The 18853-nt window shown below is 49.2% G+C and carries 19 protein-coding genes; 5 read left to right on the forward strand and 14 right to left on the reverse strand.

Annotated elements, in window-relative coordinates:
- Positions 1-100: 100 nt before the first annotated feature.
- A complete protein-coding gene (locus ACX1C1_RS07530; RefSeq protein ID WP_458956487.1) occupies positions 101-763 on the reverse strand; it encodes a hypothetical protein in 663 nt (220 codons plus the stop codon).
- Between the two features lie 282 nt (positions 764-1045).
- On the opposite strand from ACX1C1_RS07530, the gene ACX1C1_RS07535 reads away from it, so the two are divergent.
- A complete protein-coding gene (locus tag ACX1C1_RS07535) occupies positions 1046-1378 on the forward strand; it encodes an antibiotic biosynthesis monooxygenase (protein ID WP_458956488.1) in 333 nt (110 codons plus the stop codon).
- 101 nt (positions 1379-1479) lie between these two features.
- On the opposite strand, the gene ACX1C1_RS07540 is transcribed toward ACX1C1_RS07535, so the two are convergent.
- Positions 1480-2337, reverse strand: a complete 858-nt coding sequence (locus ACX1C1_RS07540; protein ID WP_458956489.1) for a class II fructose-bisphosphate aldolase — start codon at positions 2335-2337, stop codon at positions 1480-1482.
- A 352-nt stretch (positions 2338-2689) separates the two neighbouring features.
- Between ACX1C1_RS07540 and ACX1C1_RS07545 the strand changes: the two genes are divergently transcribed.
- Positions 2690-3643 carry a hypothetical protein gene (locus tag ACX1C1_RS07545; RefSeq protein WP_458957625.1) on the forward strand — a complete coding sequence of 318 codons (954 nt, stop codon included), beginning with the start codon at positions 2690-2692 and terminating at the stop codon, positions 3641-3643.
- A gap of 105 nt (positions 3644-3748) precedes the next feature.
- Here the strand turns inward: ACX1C1_RS07545 and ACX1C1_RS07550 are convergent, their stop codons facing one another.
- From ACX1C1_RS07550 to ACX1C1_RS07560, 3 genes are all read right to left on the reverse strand, one after another.
- Positions 3749-4309 carry a TetR/AcrR family transcriptional regulator gene (locus ACX1C1_RS07550; protein ID WP_458956490.1) on the reverse strand — a complete coding sequence of 187 codons (561 nt, stop codon included), beginning with the start codon at positions 4307-4309 and terminating at the stop codon, positions 3749-3751.
- Positions 4306-4767, reverse strand: a complete 462-nt coding sequence (locus ACX1C1_RS07555) for a nuclear transport factor 2 family protein (RefSeq protein WP_458956491.1) — start codon at positions 4765-4767, stop codon at positions 4306-4308. The genes ACX1C1_RS07550 and ACX1C1_RS07555 overlap by 4 nt, the downstream gene beginning before the upstream one ends.
- Positions 4768-4835: 68 nt before the next feature.
- The gene (locus tag ACX1C1_RS07560; protein WP_458956492.1) at positions 4836-5402 is read right to left on the reverse strand and encodes a TetR/AcrR family transcriptional regulator; all 567 of its coding nucleotides are present in this window, start codon (positions 5400-5402) and stop codon (positions 4836-4838) included.
- 160 nt (positions 5403-5562) lie between these two features.
- Between ACX1C1_RS07560 and ACX1C1_RS07565 the strand changes: the two genes are divergently transcribed.
- Entirely contained in the window at positions 5563-6504 is a 942-nt protein-coding gene (locus ACX1C1_RS07565; protein ID WP_458956493.1) for a DsbA family protein, read from the forward strand.
- 79 nt (positions 6505-6583) lie between these two features.
- Entirely contained in the window at positions 6584-8047 is a 1464-nt protein-coding gene (locus ACX1C1_RS07570; protein WP_458956494.1) for an amino acid permease, read from the forward strand.
- A gap of 173 nt (positions 8048-8220) precedes the next feature.
- Here the strand turns inward: ACX1C1_RS07570 and ACX1C1_RS07575 are convergent, their stop codons facing one another.
- The 5 genes from ACX1C1_RS07575 to ACX1C1_RS07595 form a co-directional block, all read right to left on the reverse strand.
- Positions 8221-9129 carry a sensor histidine kinase gene (locus ACX1C1_RS07575; protein ID WP_458956495.1) on the reverse strand — a complete coding sequence of 303 codons (909 nt, stop codon included), beginning with the start codon at positions 9127-9129 and terminating at the stop codon, positions 8221-8223.
- A gap of 20 nt (positions 9130-9149) precedes the next feature.
- Positions 9150-9821, reverse strand: coding sequence for a response regulator transcription factor (locus ACX1C1_RS07580; RefSeq protein WP_458956496.1), 672 nt, complete (start codon positions 9819-9821; stop codon positions 9150-9152).
- A 10-nt stretch (positions 9822-9831) separates the two neighbouring features.
- Positions 9832-10608, reverse strand: coding sequence for an ABC transporter permease (locus ACX1C1_RS07585; protein ID WP_458956497.1), 777 nt, complete (start codon positions 10606-10608; stop codon positions 9832-9834).
- Positions 10601-11521: an ATP-binding cassette domain-containing protein gene (locus ACX1C1_RS07590; protein ID WP_458956498.1), complete on the reverse strand. Its 921-nt coding sequence runs from the start codon at positions 11519-11521 to the stop codon at positions 10601-10603. The genes ACX1C1_RS07585 and ACX1C1_RS07590 overlap by 8 nt, the downstream gene beginning before the upstream one ends.
- 138 nt (positions 11522-11659) lie before the next feature.
- A complete protein-coding gene (locus ACX1C1_RS07595; RefSeq protein ID WP_458956499.1) occupies positions 11660-13105 on the reverse strand; it encodes a DEAD/DEAH box helicase in 1446 nt (481 codons plus the stop codon).
- A gap of 202 nt (positions 13106-13307) precedes the next feature.
- On the opposite strand from ACX1C1_RS07595, the gene ACX1C1_RS07600 reads away from it, so the two are divergent.
- Positions 13308-14870 (forward strand): GGDEF domain-containing protein, encoded by a 1563-nt coding sequence (locus tag ACX1C1_RS07600; RefSeq protein WP_458956500.1) that lies wholly within the window; start codon positions 13308-13310, stop codon positions 14868-14870.
- Positions 14871-14890: 20 nt separating this feature from the next.
- On the opposite strand, the gene ACX1C1_RS07605 is transcribed toward ACX1C1_RS07600, so the two are convergent.
- From ACX1C1_RS07605 to ACX1C1_RS07620, 4 genes are read right to left on the reverse strand one after another with little or no spacing between them, the layout of a single operon-like run.
- On the reverse strand, positions 14891-15694 hold the full coding sequence (locus ACX1C1_RS07605; RefSeq protein WP_458956501.1) for an ABC transporter ATP-binding protein: 804 nt from the start codon (positions 15692-15694) through the stop codon (positions 14891-14893).
- Positions 15694-16725 carry a FecCD family ABC transporter permease gene (locus tag ACX1C1_RS07610; RefSeq protein WP_458956502.1) on the reverse strand — a complete coding sequence of 344 codons (1032 nt, stop codon included), beginning with the start codon at positions 16723-16725 and terminating at the stop codon, positions 15694-15696. The genes ACX1C1_RS07605 and ACX1C1_RS07610 overlap by 1 nt, the downstream gene beginning before the upstream one ends.
- Positions 16722-17762, reverse strand: coding sequence for a FecCD family ABC transporter permease (locus tag ACX1C1_RS07615; protein ID WP_458956503.1), 1041 nt, complete (start codon positions 17760-17762; stop codon positions 16722-16724). Before ACX1C1_RS07615 ends, ACX1C1_RS07610 begins: the two co-directional genes overlap by 4 nt.
- Positions 17762-18853, reverse strand: coding sequence for an iron-siderophore ABC transporter substrate-binding protein (locus ACX1C1_RS07620; protein WP_458956504.1), 1092 nt, complete (start codon positions 18851-18853; stop codon positions 17762-17764). Before ACX1C1_RS07620 ends, ACX1C1_RS07615 begins: the two co-directional genes overlap by 1 nt.

The following is an 18853-nucleotide window of genomic DNA, read 5'->3' on the forward strand; positions in this document are numbered from 1 at the left end:
GTTGGCGCATAACGGAGGTTGTTATTAATGTGACTCGACGTGTGCCGCTGGACAATTGGAGCACCTCCAGTTTGGAGAATGCCTCCCGTTTGACAATGGTTTATTGCGTGTTCTTAATCATTTCGAATTGATAGCCAGTCAGCTTGGAGACACCGTCTGTCGTTGTGATTTCATACACGACTTTAATGGGTTGTTCCACCATGACAACAAGATCGGCAGTTAGTGTAGTCACATCGTCCTTATGCACCACATCGAGATGAACAACTCTTTCAATTTGAAGGATATTAAAATTCTGAAATTGATATGGATCAATAATTCTATATCCACCTTCTACAGGGTGAAACGCCCCAGCGACTCGTTGTTTGATCAACTCTTCTGACATATAGGCCTGCAGCCATGCAAGGACTTCCAATCTTTGTTCTTCTGTAATAGCAGTATTACTAGACATAATGGTTTGATAGATGAGTTCGGTTGCCTTCACCCAATCAAAAACTTGTTCCGCTGACAGGTCAGACAAATTTTCTGCACTTTTGGAATTCACCAAAGCAGGAAATGACTGTAATGATTTGCTAAATTCAACGGAATCCACTTCGCTTGGATGTATAGGTGCATCGTCGTAAGTTGAAGTTTCCGATTCATCACGCTGCTTTTGTTCATCTACTTCTGTTCCTGCCTGACTGAAAAGCGCCTTTTGCTCTGTACCACATCCTGCTATTACTGCGATTGTAATCACCGTTAGTAGCATGCTTAGAAATATTCGCATAACTTGATTCGCCTCCCTTATTAATATTGAGGATAATTGTCCCAATAATCATCAAAAAAGTCAATTCCTGGTTTTGTTAAGTACAATCCTATATCTTCTGAACTGCCATCAAATTTGCCGGCAATATGCAAGTGTTTCCCAGTTACTATTGGTGGGTACATGCTGCAACGAATTAGTGCCGCCAATTGTTCCATGCTCATTCAGGGTTTTGTCCATGGATTCTATTCGCAATTTCCCCTACACTAGGGTGATATTCATTCTCATCAGCGGGAGGGGAAACATATGTTTATTATGAAGCGGACGATTACGGTCCTTGCGGGCAATGCGGATAAAGTGGTGGAACGGTTCAGCCAAGAGGGACCACTGGACCAAAGGGAAGGTCTGATTGATATTACAGTCATGGTGAATAGGCGCTCCAAGGAAACCGAAGAGGTTGAGGTGTTTATTCGCTGGGAGTCCGAGGAGGCTTGGAAGGCGTGGGAGAAAAGCCCGGAGCATATTCAAGGACACCGCGACAGCCGAGGCAAACAACCCCCGGAGTTCGTCATCAGCACCGTTGTGAACTTATATGATGTGAAGAAGATCAGACCAGGTCAAGCGGCGAAAGGCATTTAAGGAGTCGTTATTGACTGAAGGGAGCACATGGGTCCTAACCGCAAAAGCCCGAAATCCTTGTACAGGATTTCGGGCTTTGCTGTCCGTTACGGAGCTTCCAATTAAGCTTTGTTGGAAGAACCGAATTCACGGATTTTGCCGATAACTGTTTCTTTGATAGCATCACGGCCTGGGCCGATGAATTTACGCGGATCGTATTCGTCTGGTTTAGCAGCCAATACTTCGCGAACAACTTTGGAGAAGTTGATTTGGTTCTCTGTGTTAACGTTGATTTTAGCTGTGCCAAGCGAGATGGATTTTTTGATGTGCTCTGTAGGGATACCAGTGCCACCGTGCAGTACAAGCGGAAGCTTGATCGTAGCGCAGATCTCTTCCATCTCTTTGAAGCCCAAGTTAGGCTCGCCTTTGTAAGGACCATGTACGGAGCCAAGAGCAGGAGCTAGGCAATCGATGCCAGTACGTTGAACCAGCTCGAAGCATTCTTTCGGATCAGCATAGATAACGCCTTCAGCGATAACGTCGTCTTCTTGTCCGCCAACTGTACCAAGCTCGGCTTCTACGGAAACGCCCTTCGAATGCGCGTATTCAACAACTTTTTTCGTTGTTTCAACGTTTTCTTCGAATGGATGATGGGAAGCATCGATCATAACGGATGTGAAACCTGCGTCGATTGCAGCTTTACATTTCTCGAAGCTGGAACCGTGGTCAAGATGAATCGCGACTGGAACCGTAATTTTGGATTCTTCAATGATCGCGCTAACCATAGCTGTAACGACTTTGAAACCGCCCATATATTTAGCTGCGCCTTCGGATACACCGAGGATAACTGGGGATTTCTCGGATTCTGCTGCAGCAAGGATCGCTTGCGTCCACTCCAAGTTGTTAAGGTTGAACTGACCTACCGCATATCCTTCTTTAAGAGCCTTGTTAAGCATGTCCTTCATTGATTCTAATGCCATAATTGATTGCCTCCTACACGATTATTCTTACCTCTATGGTCCTGTAGCGGATTTCCGATCGGGACTATGTTACTCAATTCATTATTATACATGATCTCTACGATTTTAGCCGTCTTTCCTGTGAAAAAATGAATAATTTAATGAACTTTTGTTGCACAACCGCGTGAAAGCGCTGCCTTATGGAGCGATGAGGGCGTTTGAAAGGTAAGCTTGAGGAATTGAGATAGACAAGGGTTTGTTTTTAAAGTTTGTGATCTCAAGACGCACATGGTCTTTTAAATCGCGGAGCAGAATAGATATTACATTGTTGTGGATAAAATTGTATAAATCGATGTGACTGGAGGGATGGATGATGTTTCGTAGAGCAACAGCAGCAATGTTTGCCTTTCTCATATTTTTGCTCCCAGTTATGCCCGTTTTTGCAGCAACACCCCAGAAAACAGTTAATGCTTCTGCAACATTGGCATACAACCTTAAGGGGCTGCAACATAATGTCGCCGTTCAGAAAGCGTATATTGGATCGACCTATATATACGTGACGCAACGCTCCGGCGGGACTTGTTATCTATCGAGGCTATTGATTGACGGGAATGACGCTAACTTCCAAGATAAGATGACAGTTACGAATACCGGTCATTGTCAAACGCTGGACATCTACACGTACAATGGAACTAATTATTTCTATTTCAGCTCGAAAGCGGATCCATCAACCTCTTATTATTGGTCTCTGCAGGTAGCGAGACTTAATTATGTGCCTAATGCGACAGTGGACTACACCGATCTTAGCAGATTTACGTATATGAATTATGTTAACGAGACGGGTACCAGCCTAGGTACGACATACCGAGTGGATGGCGGTGGCAACAGTAGCTACACCGTGTTCCGTGTACAGACGACCAACGGCAATGTCACCTGGTCCATCTATAACACGGAGATGCTTAATCAGCTTCTGGATAGTAATGAGCTAGTGCAAATGAGTACTACGGCGGCTCAAAACGCTTATGTGACCGGCTTTACTCAATCTGGCAGCAATATTGTCAGACCGAACGGGTCGTTTCAAGGCGGCGACATGTTAGGAAGTACCGAAATCTATACTTCTGGCGGGGGAGAGGGCCAAACACCGCAGATTGCGATGATGTCCAATTCGGGAGCCTACAAAACGCTTGTGAATATTACCAATGTTGGCCAGCATGAGATTGAGGGTGTGCAAACAAAGGACGGCCGCGTTTATTTCACAATAGTGACAGATCCGATTAACAAGACGGATACGCAAAAAATATATTACGTTCCTGACAGTATCTTTTAAGCAGCCGCTTCAGAGCGGATATGGTATACATGAATGAACAAGGCATCCGATCTCATTTCCATGAGATGGATGCCTTTCTTGCTGAGTCATGACGACTTGCTTTTCTTATAAGCTAGCTTCTACTCGATCTGACAAGCTCGACAGGGTGCGGTCGAAGATACGCTCATCGCCGAGCGCTCTGGCGAGTAACAAACCGCCTTGAATGCCGACTACTACATGCTCTGCCAGCGCCATGGCACTGGAAGCGTCGGCTCCCGCTCGAGTCAATGCAGCACATAAAGCATCAATCCACCGTTTGAAGTACTGACGGATGGCTCCGGCGAATCGGTCTCTTGTTTCGTCTAGCGCGAATGCGCCTACCAGACAAATTCTGCGTCCGGAGCGGAAATACGTATTCACCTCGTGCCACATCGCTGTGATGGCTGCCACTGGCTCCTCTCGTTCCAGCGGCTCAAATACGTTCTCGACAAACCACGTATCAATATGCTGCAGGATATCGGCAGCCATCTCAGCTTTCCCGCCGGGGAAGAAGTAATATAAGCTGCCTTTGGAAATCCCTGTTCGGGAGGTGATCTGACTCATGGAAGCACCCTCATAACCAAGCTCGCGGAATACTTCAGCCACCTTGGGAATCACATCGGCCTTCTCCAATACGATACGAGTCATAAGCCGAGCTCGCTAAGACCAGGGTGATCGTCAGGACGCCGTCCAAGCGGCCAATGGAATTTACGTTCGGATTCTGCAATGGGCATATCGTTAATGGAGGCATAACGACGTGCCATTAAGCCATCAGAGGCAAACTCCCAGTTTTCATTCCCATACGACAGGAACCAGTTTCCATCGGCATCATGCCATTCGTAGGCAAAGCGCACCGCGATCCGCTCATGGGAGAATGCCCATAGCTCCTTAATGAGGCGATAGTTGTGCTCCTTCGTCCACTTTCTTGTTAGAAATTCGATGATTTCCTCACGCCCAACAGGGAAGTCGGTACGGTTGCGCCACACGCTATCCTCCGTGTAGACAAGCGATACACGCCTCGGATCGCGGCTATTCCAGCCGTCTTCGGCCAAACGCACTTTCTGAATGGCGGTTTCACGGGTAAACGGGGGGGTAATTGGATTCATGTGATGTCCTCCTCTTATAAACCTTTTGTTACATTATAAACCGATCGGTTTACAAATGACAAGAGGTATCAGAGCTTATTAATCGCTTGCGTCCCGTTCGTAATAAAAGGAAGCAGCGAGCGGATAAATTCTTCAGGCTTTACCTCGCTATTGCTTTTCCACTCAACAGAAGCTCCATAGATTCCCCAGCTTAACATGGCCGACGTACGCTCAAGTCCGACCTTATTTTCGGCCGGATGTCCCTTCGACAACATCTTATAGAAGAGAATGTTCAACTGCTCCCGGATAATAAGGGCAATCGTGTCTTCGTACCCGCGATGGCAACGATCGGATAAGGAGCTTTGGAAGGAGGTAATCGCTAGGAAGATACGCGTAAGTCTTTCTTCGTTAAGCTCATCATTTGCGATTAAATCGGACTCGAGATTAATGAACAGCACCTCGGATAATACCTTTTCGAGCAGCTCAAATTTATCTTGGAAGTGATAATAGAACGTCGCGCGATTGATCATTGCCGCAGTTGTAATATCTTTAATGGTGATATCTTTAAACTCCTTTTTACTAGAGAGCTCAATGAATGAATCCATAATATATTTGCGGGTCCGAACAAATCGCGGGTCTGTTTTGTCATGCGTCATGCCGCAGCGCCTCCTACTTTTCCGACAACTTCGTGGATGTGTTGTATATACGATAATTTCAGTCATTCATTGGTGTTGGTATCGTTCAGGCTCGACTACAATGCAATTGTACACCAAAAACGGTATTCAAATCGAAATAGAATAGGGCGGTGTTATTCCTATGAGTGACAACAATATGATGTGTGACCTAACGACAGGGATTTGCGGTGAAGCAGGCGATGATGAGATGGAGATTTTCCAATTGACTCCGTCCAAGAAGACGGTGGATCTCTATTATGTGACGGATCCAATCTGCTCGCATTGCTGGGCGCTTGAGCCGGTCTTTCGCCGGTTTACAGAGCAATATGGCCAATATTTCAAACTTCACACGATTATGGGCGGGTTGCTTGAGAGCTGGAATGGGTTCGCCGATGTGAAGAACACGATTAACAAGCCATCAGACGTAGCCTCGCATTGGAAGGAAGTAGGCGCGCATTCTCGTATGCCGATTGATGGTTCGTTGTGGCTAACGAATCCGATCCAGTCATCGTATCCGCCTTCGCGCGTATTCAAATGTATTCAGAGAATCGATGCTAATCTTGCGAATGTTTATTTGCGGAGACTGAGAGAAGCGGTGTTTGTTGATAATCAGAATGTTGCAGAAGAGGCTGTGCTGATCGATATCGTGAGCCAACTAAACCTGAACGGGGAAGAGATCGTGAAACAATCCTTCCGGTCGGAAGCCAAAGAATGGTTGGAAGAGGACTTCGAACTGGTTAGCCAGCTAGGTGTAAGAGGGTTTCCTACGATTGTAATGATGAACGAAGAGAATAAAGGGGTAAAAATAGTTGGAGCGCGCGCCCTTGACAACTACGTTGCTGGACTTAAGCAGGCGCTAGGGGTAGAGGAGCTCAAGCCTAAGCAACTGCCAAGCCTTGCTAGCTTGCTTGCACAGGAGAAAGTGTTGTTCTCGAAAGAAATCGAAGTCATGTATGATATCGAACAGTCGGCACTAACGGCCTTTGCCCAAGAGGAGCTCCCGCCAGGCAGCTATGAGGTGAAGGAAGTGCTTGGGGAATTATTGCTCACGCTCTGTCCTCATAACAAGGAGGGAATTGGATAATATATGAGATAGTAAATGAGCGGTCCTCCTTCTATAATAAGAAGGTTGACTAAGTGGTTAAGGATGGAAGGTCGAGAGTATGGACAACAAGAGCAGACAGAACAAGCAAGAAGAGAAGCAATTGGTGCGCGGGCTTAAGGCTCGGCACATGACGATGATCGCGCTGGGGGGCTCCATTGGCACAGGACTATTCCTGGCGAGTGGCGGCGCGATCCATACAGCAGGAGCAGGTGGAGCGTTGCTTGCCTATGCGGCGATTGGACTTATGGTTTATTTCCTGATGACCAGTCTCGGCGAGATGGCTGCTTATTTGCCAGTCTCCGGATCCTTTAGTACGTATGCGACAAGGTTCGTCGATCCCGCGTTCGGCTTTGCGCTCGGCTGGAATTATTGGTTCAACTGGGCGATCACATTAGCAGCGGAAATTTCGGCAGCGACGCTGATCGTCAAATACTGGTTCCCGGAATCGTCCACGATGCTATGGACCACGGTATTTTTGGGCGTTATTGTATTCATTAATTATCTATCCGTTAAGGCATTTGGAGAATCGGAGTATTGGTTCTCTATGATCAAAGTTGTGACGGTACTTATCTTTATCGGTGTTGGTATCTTGATGATTGTGGGGATTATGGGCAATCACGATGCGGGCTTCCGTCATCTAACGGAAGGTGACGCACCGTTCCATGGAGGGTTTTTTGCACTGCTAGGTATCTTCATGACGGCAGGCTTCTCGTTCCAGGGCACAGAGCTTATTGGTGTGGCTGCTGGAGAGAGCGAGGACCCGGCGGAAAACATTCCGAGAGCCATCAAACAAATTTTTTGGCGGATTCTATTGTTCTACATTTTGGCCATCTTTATTATCGGGGTGCTGGTCTCTTATCAGGACCCGCTGCTGCTTCAAGGGGACCTCACAAACATCGCGGTAAGTCCGTTCACGATCGTATTCGAGCGGGCAGGATTTGCCTTCGCTGCTTCTGTAATGAACGCGGTTATTCTGACGTCGGTACTTTCTGCTGGCAGCTCGGGCCTCTATGCTTCAACTCGTATGTTGTGGGTGCTCGCGAAGGATGGCAAGGCGCCTGCATGGTTGAAACGGTTGAACAGCCGTGGTGTTCCTACAGCAGCACTGATGGTAACATCGGCGTTTGGATTACTCGCTTTCCTGGCCTCATTGTTCGGTGAAGGTGCCGTATACGTGTGGCTGCTTAACGCATCAGGGATGTGCGGATTCGTTGCGTGGCTTGGCATAGCGATCAGTCATTATCGATTCCGCCGGGCATTTACGGTGCAGGGTCGCAGCTTGAACGAGTTGCCATACCGGGCCAAATGGTTCCCGATCGGTCCCATCATCGCATTGATCATATGCTCTATCGTCATTATTGGACAGGGCTACTCGATGTTCCGTGAGGGGGATGTCAGCTTCTACGGTATCGTTGCGACCTATATCGGCATACCGCTGTTTCTTGCGGTCTACCTTGGTTATAAGCTGAAGTATAAGACAAATGTCGTGTCGCTTGAGGAATGTGATTTGAGCAACGAGTAGCTTCTCTTTACACGTTTTCTAGGGCGCAACCCCCGGTTGCGAGGCTTCCGCAACGATTACGTTCTTTTCAATTCCGGGCTCATCAAGATAGCCGTATTTCTGCTCAATCTAACACCGCTCGACCTTTCATTGCCTGGAGGGGGACTGGTGTGGAATATCGTTCCACTTGTCAGCTACACCCCCGATTGACGAACGGGAAGATGGATCTCCAGGATAAACCAACGATCCTGCAGTCTTGCATTCATCCTCCCATCCAGCTTCTCAATGAGCTTCTTGGACAGATAAAGTCCAAGCCCGCCAGCTTCAGTGTTCGTGCGGCTTGTTACCTCGGTATAGAATCGCTGGAACACTTTATCGATATTGATGTTGTTATCCGGCCGCAAGTCGTTGGATACACGGAACAGCAGCTCGTTACCGATCCTCTCATATTCAATGACCGCTTGGGTGCCGCCATATCGCAATATGTTCTGAACGATGTTCTGGAGGACACGAACCAGTAATAACGGATCGGCGATTACGTTCGTTTCTTCGGCATGCTCGGGGAACTGGAGCGCAATGCTTCTCTCCTCCAACTGCTCGTAGAAGGACAAGAAGGTTTCCTCCACCAAGCTGGAGAGCGATATCATAGTAAGGGATAGTTCCTTCTGATTGGTTTCGATGCGCGCCAGATCGTAGAAACGATCCGTCAATTCCAGTAACCGTCGTACGGAAAGGTCAATGACCGCAATGTACTGCGCCTTCTTCGTTTCGTCGTGAGTTGTTTGTAAGAGCTGTAAGTAACCGCGGATGGATGTAAGCGGGGTGCGCAAATCATGCGATAATCCGGCGATGGACAACTGCACGTTCTCCTCCATTTGCCTGGCTAACACATGATTGCGCTCGAATGCATCGATCATTTGGTTCAATTCGTCGACCAGCCCCATAAGGTTCCTCTCGCGAAAATCGATATACAGCCTGCTGCCATAACGGGCTCTAGCTGGAAGCTCCTTGATGCGCCCCTTCAGTCGTCTAAGCTCTCGCTTTAGGAAGAAGAGATAAAGAAGCAGCGCCAATGCCGGGAGAAGCAGCAGCCATCCCCACATCGCAATCACGCCCCTTTTCTTTAATCAAATTTAAAGCCGATGCCCCACACCGTCTTGATGTAGCTTTCGCCCTCGTTGTTTATTTTGTTGCGCAAGTTGCTGATATGCATGTTGACGGTCTTATCTCCATCCCAATACGGTTCATTCCAGACACTTTCATATATATTAGCCCGGCTGAATACCTTCTGCGGGTTGTCTAGGAACAACTCCAAGATCGCATATTCTCGTCCAGTGAGGTGGACCTCGCGATCATGAATATAGACTTCTCTCGTATCGGCGTTCATGCGGATGCTCTTGTAAGTAGTATCTCGCCCAGAATCAGCAGTGCTGCTGGACGCATGACGCAATTGAATCCGGACGCGAGCAAGCAACTCCTGTACATCAAACGGCTTGGTTAGATAGTCATCTGCACCGTTCGTCAATAGCGCCAGCTTCGTTAATTGATCGGTCTTAGCTGAGATGACGATGACGGGGAGGGAGGAGCCAAGTCGCATATCACGAAGCAACAGCTCCCCGTCCATCCCCGGCAGCATCAAATCCAGCAGAATGAGATCCACTTGCTCTTGCTGCAGGAGCAGCTTCCCTTCTGTGCCGGAATAGGCGCTCACCGTTTGGAAGCCATGTATCTCCAAGGCTTCTTTCATAAGCGAATGGATGGCATTGTCGTCTTCGATTATCATAATGGTAGCCAATTTGATCGACCTACTTTATGTCTGTCCGTGTGAACAGAAGAATGCCAACAATTGATGATACCAAGATCGTGATCAGGCTGACAACAATCATCTCGGAGAATCTGGCGATATCGGCTGGACTTGCGAAGTCCGAATAAAACAGGAAGGACTGCGTAAACCAAAAGGTAACCTGTTTAAAATGTTCGGTTTGGAGGAAAATCGGGGCGCCGAAGCCGGTCCCAATGGTAATCAGGAAGTTCCATATGAGCGAGATGCCGCTATTTTGGGTCAGGAAGCCCACCATAACGAAAATCGACACGCTAGCCCAGATCAGCAGGAACAGCGTGATAAACGCCTGGAACGCGTAGCTCGCATAATGGCTGATTTCCGCGATATCTCCGAAACCGAACGCGAAGGAATAGCCGATCATGCCCGATGCCGTCAATAAGAGAACGCCGATAAACGAAATGATCGAGGCTACGACAAACTTGGACAAATAATATTGAGTACGGCCGCGGCCTAACGACAACGCGTTGCGAATGGTCCCATTCTGAAATTCTTCCCCAATGAAGAAGCTGATAAAAGCGCTGATCACAAGCAGGACCGTCACCCCGTTTTTCTCCATCATAAGCACGCCGCTCGCTCCGTTGACGACGGTTTCGAGCTTCTGGACCAGCACTTCCCCATTATAATCGTAACGTGCTTCTACGGCTTGCAACACCGGAAGCAGGAAGCACACGGCCAGCACGATCCAAAGTTTTTTGCTGCGAAGCAGCTTGATGTTCTCGGCGGCCAACAGATTAAGCATGATGGTTTCCTCCTCCTGTTAATTGTAAGAAATAGTCCTCGAGCTTCTGTCTGGTCGCACCGATTCGGATCACGCCGACGTTCGCAAGTACAAGAGCACGATTAATGTCTGCGACGTCATGCAGGCGTTCATAGATATGAATGGCGTTTCCGGCTACGACTTCAAAGTTACGGATGTCCATATTATGGAGGGCAATAATAGCCGCTTGCACCTCATTCGTTTCTAATTCAATGTATTGGCGAGACTTCACTGCAAGCTCCTCCCGTGAAAACTCGCTGATTAGCTTGCCATCATGCAGGATGCCGTAATGGGTAGCGATTTGCGAGAGCTCATCCAGCAAATGGCTGGACAGCAGCACCGTAATGCCACGTTCCGTCACCAAGCGTTGTATAATTTCACGCATCTCTACGATTCCTGATGGGTCCAGCCCGTTGGTCGGTTCATCCAAGATCAGGAATTCGGGGTTGGTTATAAGCGCTGACGCAATGGCAAGACGTTGGCGCATGCCGAGCGAGAAGTTTTTTGCTTTTTTTCTACCCGTATACTCCAGGTTCATCATACGCAGCAAGCTATCAATCTCATGCTCGCTTACGCCGCCATTAGCGGCTTGTACGCGCAGATTTCCTCGTGCGGTCAGATCCGGATACAGGGCGGGCATCTCGATGGATTGTCCCATTTTGCGCCGAGCCTGCTGCAGACCCTTCGAACCTGTTTGACCGAATAACTCGATCTCGCCCTCGTCTGTCGAGATGAGTCCCATCACAACACGCATGAAGGTAGATTTGCCTGCACCGTTCTCACCGATGAGTCCATAGATCATCCCGCGTTTCATTTCGAGTGACACTTTGCTCAGCGCTTTATGTTTGCCGTATATTTTCGATACGTTGGTAGCTTTCAGAATCGTTTCTGACATTGATCCTCATCCTTTCGATGTTCATAGGTATAGCATAAACAACAGTCGAAAAGAATTTGGCTAACAAAGTGTAAAAAAAGTTTAAAGAATAACGAGAGGGTACCCGCACATGGCGGATACCCTCTTATTCAATCGTATTTATTTCTTCCCGCGGCGCACCTTCAGGAGCTTGCCCTTGACGGTCGTGTCTCGCATGAGCTCCAGCACATGTTGTCCTTTGCCATTCAAAATTTCGACATCGCTTACGTGATCGAGTATGGTAATAATCCCGATATCGTCTGCCGTCACGCCGTCCAGCTTCGCGATTGTGCCGACGAAGTCGACAGCTCTTATTTTTTTCTTTTTGCCGGCGTTAAAGTTGAGCTTCATAATCTGGTTGTTCAATTGCTCGCGCTTGTCCTGTTTCCGGGCGGGCTCAACCTGGAGCTTCTGCTCGAAACCGGCTCTGCGGAGATCAACGGCGTCTTGCGAAGGGGACTTCATCCTCGTGATCGCAAACCCGATGTACGCTTCGATCTCCGCCAATCTTCGAGTATCCTTGGGAGTGACGAAGGTGATGGCTCTGCCTGACTTGCCTGCTCTCCCCGTACGTCCCGTGCGGTGAACGTAGGCTTCCTTGTCTAGCGGGATGTCGTAATTAATGACGTGGGTAATGTTCGTAATATCGATGCCTCTTGCAGCCACATCGGTAGCGATCAAATAACGAAATTGTCCTCTGCGGAACGCATTCATAACCTCGAAACGCTCGTACTGCTCCATGCCGCCATGGATACGATCACAAGGATAATCCAGATGGGCCATCTCTCTGAATAGCTGATCTACATGCTCCTGCGTCCGGCAAAAAATAATGCAGCTGTCAGGGCTTTCGACGATGAGCAAGTCGCGAAGGAGTGAAAGCTTGTCCCCTTCCGCTACTGAAATAAGCGAATGTTCGATTGAAGCCGTGGTCAAACCGCTCGCTTTGATCTCAATAATGGCAGGTTCCTTCATATATTGACGTGACAGCTTGGCCACATCCTCCGGGAAGGTGGCAGAGAAGAGCATCGTGACTCTGTCCTTGGGTAGTGCTTGAATAATGGATTGAACTTGTTCAAGGAAACCCATATTCAGCATCTCGTCTGCTTCGTCAATGACTAGATAGGCCAATCGGTTCAGCGATAACGAGCCGCGTTCGATATGATCCAGCACGCGTCCTGGTGTCCCGACCACGACATGTGTTCTTTGCCTGAGCTCAGCCTTCTGAATATGGTAAGGATGTTTGCCGAAGAGCGGTGTCGATTTGATGCGTTTGAATCGGCCGATGTTCGTAATGTCTTCATTAACCTGTACGGCAAGCTCGCGGGTTGGCGTAAGGATTAATACCTGCGGCTTATTTTCATTCCAGTCCACTAGCTCGCATAACGGGATGCCATACGCAGCCGTCTTGCCGCTGCCTGTTTGTGATTTGACGACCAAATCCTTGTTCTGAAGGGCAATTGGAATAACTTCTATCTGAACCTCTGTCGGTGATGTGTAGCCTAACCCGTCCAAGGCTCTTCTAATCTCTTCGCTTAATGGGTAATCCGAAAATGTTTGTTCGCTCATACTCAACCTCTTCTTTTTCTCAACGTTCATATTCATTCATTATACCAAGTTTTAGCGACAATCATGAGATGATATCGATATTTTAAAATACACGCTGATAAGTTCTTGCCTTATAATGAGAATGGTAAGGGGTTATGTCGAAATACCGCGACAGCTGTAACAGGCCAATATCATACACAGATCGGGAAGAGATGTGATCAGCATGCGTGAAGCAGATGTTATATACCTATTCATTGCCTATTTGCTTCCTATTCTATTTTTTGTGTACACGGCTACCGATGTTCTAGTTCGTAATGCCAAGAAGGTCGAGCATAAGCTGCTCTTTCTGACGGCAGTTGTATATATTCTGTTATTCACTGAAGAATTTGTCCGTCATTTGCTCCCGATATCCTATAGTCCGGCGCTTGTCGCCTTGTGGTTCTCTAATGTCGGCATTATCATGCCAGGGCTTGGCTTCCATTTCCTTGCGAAATTCTCCGGAGTAGACAAGCTCATGCCGCGTTATCTGTACCCGGGTATCTTCTATTTGCCGTTATCCGTTATTATCGTCAACCTGCTCAGCAGCCATAAGGTGATTTCATCCAGCGCATTCACGCAAGACGGCATATGGAAGTACCCTGTGTATAATGCGCCATACTACGCAGCGCTTACCATCAGCATTCTAATCAGCTGCCTGTATCTGGTCGTCTTGTATATCGGCAAGAGAAAGGCGCAATCCAAGGAGCACAAGGATATTTTCCGCTTGCTAGTCTTTGGCGTTGTCTTATGTACATGCTGGCATGTTGCATTCGGATACTTCCAATACAGCGGCGTGCTGCCGCCTTATTCGTATATTTATGGCGGAGTTATCTGGTGTTTCGTTCTGAGACTGGCTATGTTGAGGTTCGACTTCTTGAATTTCAAGCACAAACGTTACGAAAAGCTGTTTCATCTCAATCCCGCTGCTATATTGCTGGTGGAGCCTAATGGCAGAATCAAAGAATTTAATCCCAGTGCAAGACAGCTATTCGAGGGCATCGATCTGAAGCTAACGTCGTTCTACTCCCTCTCCGATGAAGGGCTGCGTCACAAACTTGAGCTTAAAAAGGATTTCAAATCCTATGAAATGGCGATTCGTATCGGACGTACGAAGCTGGATGTCCTTATTGACGGCGGCTTTGTATTCGTGGACAATGAGTCCCACATGATCGTCATTGTCAGAGATGTCACCGAGCAAAAGGAAAGCCAAGAGGCGATTCGATTCCTCGCCTATCACGATCCGCTGACGCGTCTGCCCAATCGTCGTTATTTCTACGAAAGCTTTCATGAGGCATTGCATGAGGCAGAGACGGCGGAGCCGGACAATCTCAATTTGACGGTTATTCTGATCGATCTGGATGACTTCAAACAAACGAATGACAGATATGGTCATGAAGCCGGCGATGAAGTACTGCGTCATATCTCCCGGATGATCGGAGAAGCGGCGGCGCTTGACGGCATGGCGGCAAGGTTGGGCGGAGATGAATTTGTATTGTTCCTTCGTCATGCTCCTTCGACAGAGTATGCCAAGAAGATCGTCGATCGGCTCCGTCGGCGTGTCGCGGAGGATCCGCCTGTATACAAAGGACAGCCGATATCGAGTGGTCTCAGTATAGGCATGAGCGTCTTCCCGGATGATGGAGTGACAGCTAGCGCCTTATTGATGAGTGCGGACAAAGCTATGTATCGTGTCAAACGATCGAACAAAAGGAAAGCTGTACAAGAAGAAGGCCATCACGTCATATGATGGCCTTCTTCTTGATTCCGCTATACATTCACATGATGCCTGCCGCGAGGCACGACAAGCGGGGAGCCGGCAACGGGATCTTCGATGACGGTGCAATCCAGCCCGAAGATATCCTTCACGAGCGTGCTCGTAATGACTTCGGATGGAGCCCCTTCGGATACCAGCTTGCCAGAGTGAAGCGCGAAGATATGATCCGCGTAGCGCGCCGACAAGTTGATGTCGTGCAGCACCATCACAATCGTTGTTCCGAGTGTACGATTGAGATCCGTGAGCAGGTCCAGAATTTCGACCTGATACGTAATATCGAGGAACGTTGTCGGCTCATCGAGGAACAGGATGTCTGTCTCTTGCGCGAGGGCCATCGCAATCCAGACGCGCTGCCGTTGACCGCCCGACAGCTCGTCGATATGACGATTGGCGAATTCGGTAATGTTCATCAAATCCATCGCTTCGGCGACGGCCGCGTAATCCTTTTTGGTCCAGCTGCCGAACAGGGATTGGTGAGGGAAACGTCCGCGTCCCACCAAGTCCGCCACGGTAATACCTTCCGGGACGATAGGGGATTGCGGCAGCAAGCCGACCACTCGAGCAAGCTGCTTCGGCGGGATTTTGGCCAGCGGCTTGCCGTCGATCGTGACGGACCCGGCGGACGGCTTGATCAGACGAGCCAGCGTCTTGAGCAGGGTAGACTTCCCGCAGCCATTGGATCCGATAATGACGCTGATCTGATTGCTCGGTATGGTGAGGTCTACGCCGTGGATAACGGTTTTGTTCTCGTAGCCAGCTACGATGTCTTTGGCCTGAAAGATATGTGTCGGCTTCATTATAACTCTCCCTTTCGATTCATACGGATCAACAAGAAGATCAGATACGGCGCTCCTAGCAATCCGGTAATGATGCCTACAGGGAATCTGTGAGCGAAAGCGAATTGTCCGATTAGATCGGATGCCAGAACCAAGTTAATCCCAACAAGACCCGCAGGGATAATACCTGAGAAGCCAATGCCAACGAGTCGCTTCGCAATCGGTCCCGCTAAGAACGATACGAAGGCAATAGGGCCTGTTGTCGCCGTAGCAATCGCGATCATACAGACGGAGGCGATAATCAAGAAGATTCTGGTTCTATCTGTGCTAACGCCAAGCGATGAAGCCATCTGCTCGCCGAGCTCCAGGATGTCGAGATGTTTGCCGAGCGCGATGATAATAGGGGTAAATATCAAGACAGTAATGATTAGCGGCGGCAGCTCATCTAGCTGAGAACCGTTAAGACTGCCGGCAAGCCATCTCATTGCTGCAGGGACGTCCTGCTCCGCGCTGACGAGCATCATATACGAGATAAAGGCGTCCAGCATCGCTTGAATGCCGATGCCGACCAGGATCAGCCGGCCAATGGAGAACGACTTGCCGCGGGACAGCAGATAAATGATGATTACGGTCACCAGACCTGCGACGACCGAAGCGGCAGATACAACAGCTCCGCTCGCTTGCAGGACGACGATGCAGAATACGGCGGCAGCGCTGGATCCCGAAGTTATACCGATCACGTTCGGGTTGGCCAGCGGGTTGCGCAGCATCGTCTGGAACGTATAGCCGGCAACGCCGAAAGCAAGTCCGGCAAAGAGTCCAGCCAGCATGCGGGGCAACCGAATCGTGTTTACTGCGAACGAGACACCTTTGAGCTGCTCACCTGACAGCGCACGCAAGACGTCCTGAATCGAATAGATCGTGTTGCCAAGCAGAAGCATGGCGCAGCACAGGGCGAGCGCGAGCAATGCGAGAAGACCGGTAACGATAAGGAAGCGGCGCCGTCGATGGCTCCTGCCCTCCATGATAAACATAATAGATGATTGACTCATAAGGAACGCACCTTCGATCGTATAGCGACAATAATGAGGATAGGTGCTCCGATAAAGGCGGTCACGACACCGACTTCAAGCTCGCCCGGACTACCGATAACCCGTCCGATTATATCGGAGACGGTCAGAATAATAGCACCGGCAATAGCCGACATCGGGATAATGAGCCTGAGATCGGGACCCAGCACTAATCGTATGATATGTGTAGCTATAAGTCCGACAAAACCGATCGGACCGGCTAAAGCGGTCGTCGCGCCACATAATAACACGCCTGCGAGCGCAGCGATCAGCCTCAGCGTCCCCGTGCGCACACCAAGCCCTGTGGCCACTTCATCTCCCAGCGCCAGCGCGTTCAGCGCAGGGGTGGTGAGTAGACCAATGGCCATTCCGACGACCAGGAACGGAATAAACGTGCCTATACCATCCCATGTCGCCGAGCCGGTACTGCCAACTTGCCAGAATCGGAATTGATCCATGACATAAGAGCGAGGGATCAAGATGGCCGTTACGAGCGAAGATAATGCAGCGGTAGTCGCTGCTCCAGCCAGAACAAGCTTAATGGGCGTGGCTCCGCCACGCCCCATCGAGCCGATTCCGAACACGAACACTGCGGTAATCGCAGCACCGGCTAAAGCTAGCCAAATATATTGATTCGCCGTGCTAATGTTGAAGAACGCCATGCCGCATACCACGAACAAGGAAGCGCCGGTGTTGACGCCAAGAATGCTGGGATCGGCGATTGGGTTGCGCGTGACCGCCTGCATCAGCGCGCCGGACACACCTAGTGCCGAGCCGCAGAAGATACTGAAGATGGTTCGCGATATCCGCTTGCGGACAACATTGGCTCCGTAGGAATCTACCTCGGGGCGAAACAATCCGTCGATCAACTCATGAAACCTCACTGGTCTAGAACCAAAGACCAGTGAGGCAATCACGGTGGCGAGAAGCAAGACGATACAGAGGACCAATACCAAAGGAAAGTGCTTTGGTATTGGCGAGCTTGCCCGGCCGTTATTCGGAATCGTTGTAGAGCTCATTATTGTGCGACCTTGTCGGCAGCTCCTCCGATTAGACCGAGATACTCATCAATCGTGTAAGCAATGGACAACGGATTCGGGTTGCCTGCAGCGGCAAGCGAAGTGCCGTTACCGATGAATACAACGGAGCCTTGCTGGATAGCAGGGATTTTGCCGAGCAGCGGATCAGCTTTAACAGCTTCGTACAAGCTTTCATCACCATAGCTTACGATAATGTCGGCATCATACAGCGCTTCTGAATTCTCGGCACTGAGTGACAGCGAGTAGCTTGTTGGATCTGTAATCAGGCTTGTGATGCTTTCTGGGTATGTCATGCCAAGTGCAGTCAAGAATTCGCCGCGCGGGTCAGCTGTTGTGTAGATGTTGATCTTGGACAGATCTTTTGCAGAGAAGTTAGCCCATACAACGGTTTTACCTTGAATGTTCGGGTGTTTTTTGCCTGCTTCGATAACAAGATTTTCGGAATCCTTAACCAATTGCTCGCCTTCAGCCTTCATGCCGAGACCCTCTGCAGTCAGAAGGACTTGCTCACGCCAAGTTGTAGCCCAAGGTGCAGTTGGGTAAGCGACAACCGGAGCGATTTTCGTCAACGTTTCATAGTCCTCTGGTGTAATACCGGAGTAAGCAGCCAAGATGACGTCCGGATTAGCATCCGAGATCGCTTCGAAATCAAGACCGTCTGTATCTTGGAAGATGTTTGGTTCTGTTACGTTAAGCTCCTTGAGCTTAGCAGCAGTCCAAGGCAGCAGTCCGCTGCCGTCTTCTACGCCGTAGTTAGCAGCCGAGAAGCCGACTGGCACGACGCCAAGAGCGAGAGCTACGTCATGATTCGCCCATTGAATCGTTACAACACGCTCTGGTTTGCTTTCAATAACCGCTTCGCCAAGCGCATGTTTAATTGTGACCGGGTACTGAGTTGCATCTTCGGACGCTGGTGTTTCCGTTGCTGGAGCCTCGGTTGCAGCCGCGCTTTCTGTTGGAGACGGGGAAGCCTCCGAGTTGGAGTTCTGGCTGGAGCAGCCGACTAGCGCGATGCTAAGCAATGCTGCGATGAAAATGGTGGATAAGGAGAACTTGCGTTTGGTGTTCAT

Source organism: Paenibacillus sp. strain BS8-2 (assembly GCF_054483835.1).

Excerpts from the sequence above, each read along its gene's own strand:
- ACX1C1_RS07615 (WP_458956503.1), bottom strand. The coding sequence starts at position 17,762 with ATGAGCTCTACAACGATTCCGAATAACGGCCGGGCAAGCTCGCCAATA.
- ACX1C1_RS07550 (WP_458956490.1), bottom strand. The coding sequence starts at position 4,309 with ATGACTCGTATCGTATTGGAGAAGGCCGATGTGATTCCCAAGGTGGCT.
- ACX1C1_RS07545 (WP_458957625.1), top strand. The coding sequence starts at position 2,690 with ATGTTTCGTAGAGCAACAGCAGCAATGTTTGCCTTTCTCATATTTTTG.
- ACX1C1_RS07535 (WP_458956488.1), top strand. The coding sequence starts at position 1,046 with ATGTTTATTATGAAGCGGACGATTACGGTCCTTGCGGGCAATGCGGAT.
- ACX1C1_RS07620 (WP_458956504.1), bottom strand. The coding sequence starts at position 18,853 with ATGAACACCAAACGCAAGTTCTCCTTATCCACCATTTTCATCGCAGCA.
- ACX1C1_RS07600 (WP_458956500.1), top strand. The coding sequence starts at position 13,308 with ATGCGTGAAGCAGATGTTATATACCTATTCATTGCCTATTTGCTTCCT.
- ACX1C1_RS07595 (WP_458956499.1), bottom strand. The coding sequence starts at position 13,105 with ATGAGCGAACAAACATTTTCGGATTACCCATTAAGCGAAGAGATTAGA.
- ACX1C1_RS07540 (WP_458956489.1), bottom strand. The coding sequence starts at position 2,337 with ATGGCATTAGAATCAATGAAGGACATGCTTAACAAGGCTCTTAAAGAA.
- ACX1C1_RS07530 (WP_458956487.1), bottom strand. The coding sequence starts at position 763 with ATGCGAATATTTCTAAGCATGCTACTAACGGTGATTACAATCGCAGTA.
- ACX1C1_RS07565 (WP_458956493.1), top strand. The coding sequence starts at position 5,563 with ATGAGTGACAACAATATGATGTGTGACCTAACGACAGGGATTTGCGGT.
- ACX1C1_RS07590 (WP_458956498.1), bottom strand. The coding sequence starts at position 11,521 with ATGTCAGAAACGATTCTGAAAGCTACCAACGTATCGAAAATATACGGC.
- ACX1C1_RS07560 (WP_458956492.1), bottom strand. The coding sequence starts at position 5,402 with ATGACGCATGACAAAACAGACCCGCGATTTGTTCGGACCCGCAAATAT.
- ACX1C1_RS07575 (WP_458956495.1), bottom strand. The coding sequence starts at position 9,129 with ATGTGGGGATGGCTGCTGCTTCTCCCGGCATTGGCGCTGCTTCTTTAT.
- ACX1C1_RS07555 (WP_458956491.1), bottom strand. The coding sequence starts at position 4,767 with ATGAATCCAATTACCCCCCCGTTTACCCGTGAAACCGCCATTCAGAAA.
- ACX1C1_RS07610 (WP_458956502.1), bottom strand. The coding sequence starts at position 16,725 with ATGAGTCAATCATCTATTATGTTTATCATGGAGGGCAGGAGCCATCGA.
- ACX1C1_RS07605 (WP_458956501.1), bottom strand. The coding sequence starts at position 15,694 with ATGAAGCCGACACATATCTTTCAGGCCAAAGACATCGTAGCTGGCTAC.
- ACX1C1_RS07570 (WP_458956494.1), top strand. The coding sequence starts at position 6,584 with ATGGACAACAAGAGCAGACAGAACAAGCAAGAAGAGAAGCAATTGGTG.
- ACX1C1_RS07585 (WP_458956497.1), bottom strand. The coding sequence starts at position 10,608 with ATGCTTAATCTGTTGGCCGCCGAGAACATCAAGCTGCTTCGCAGCAAA.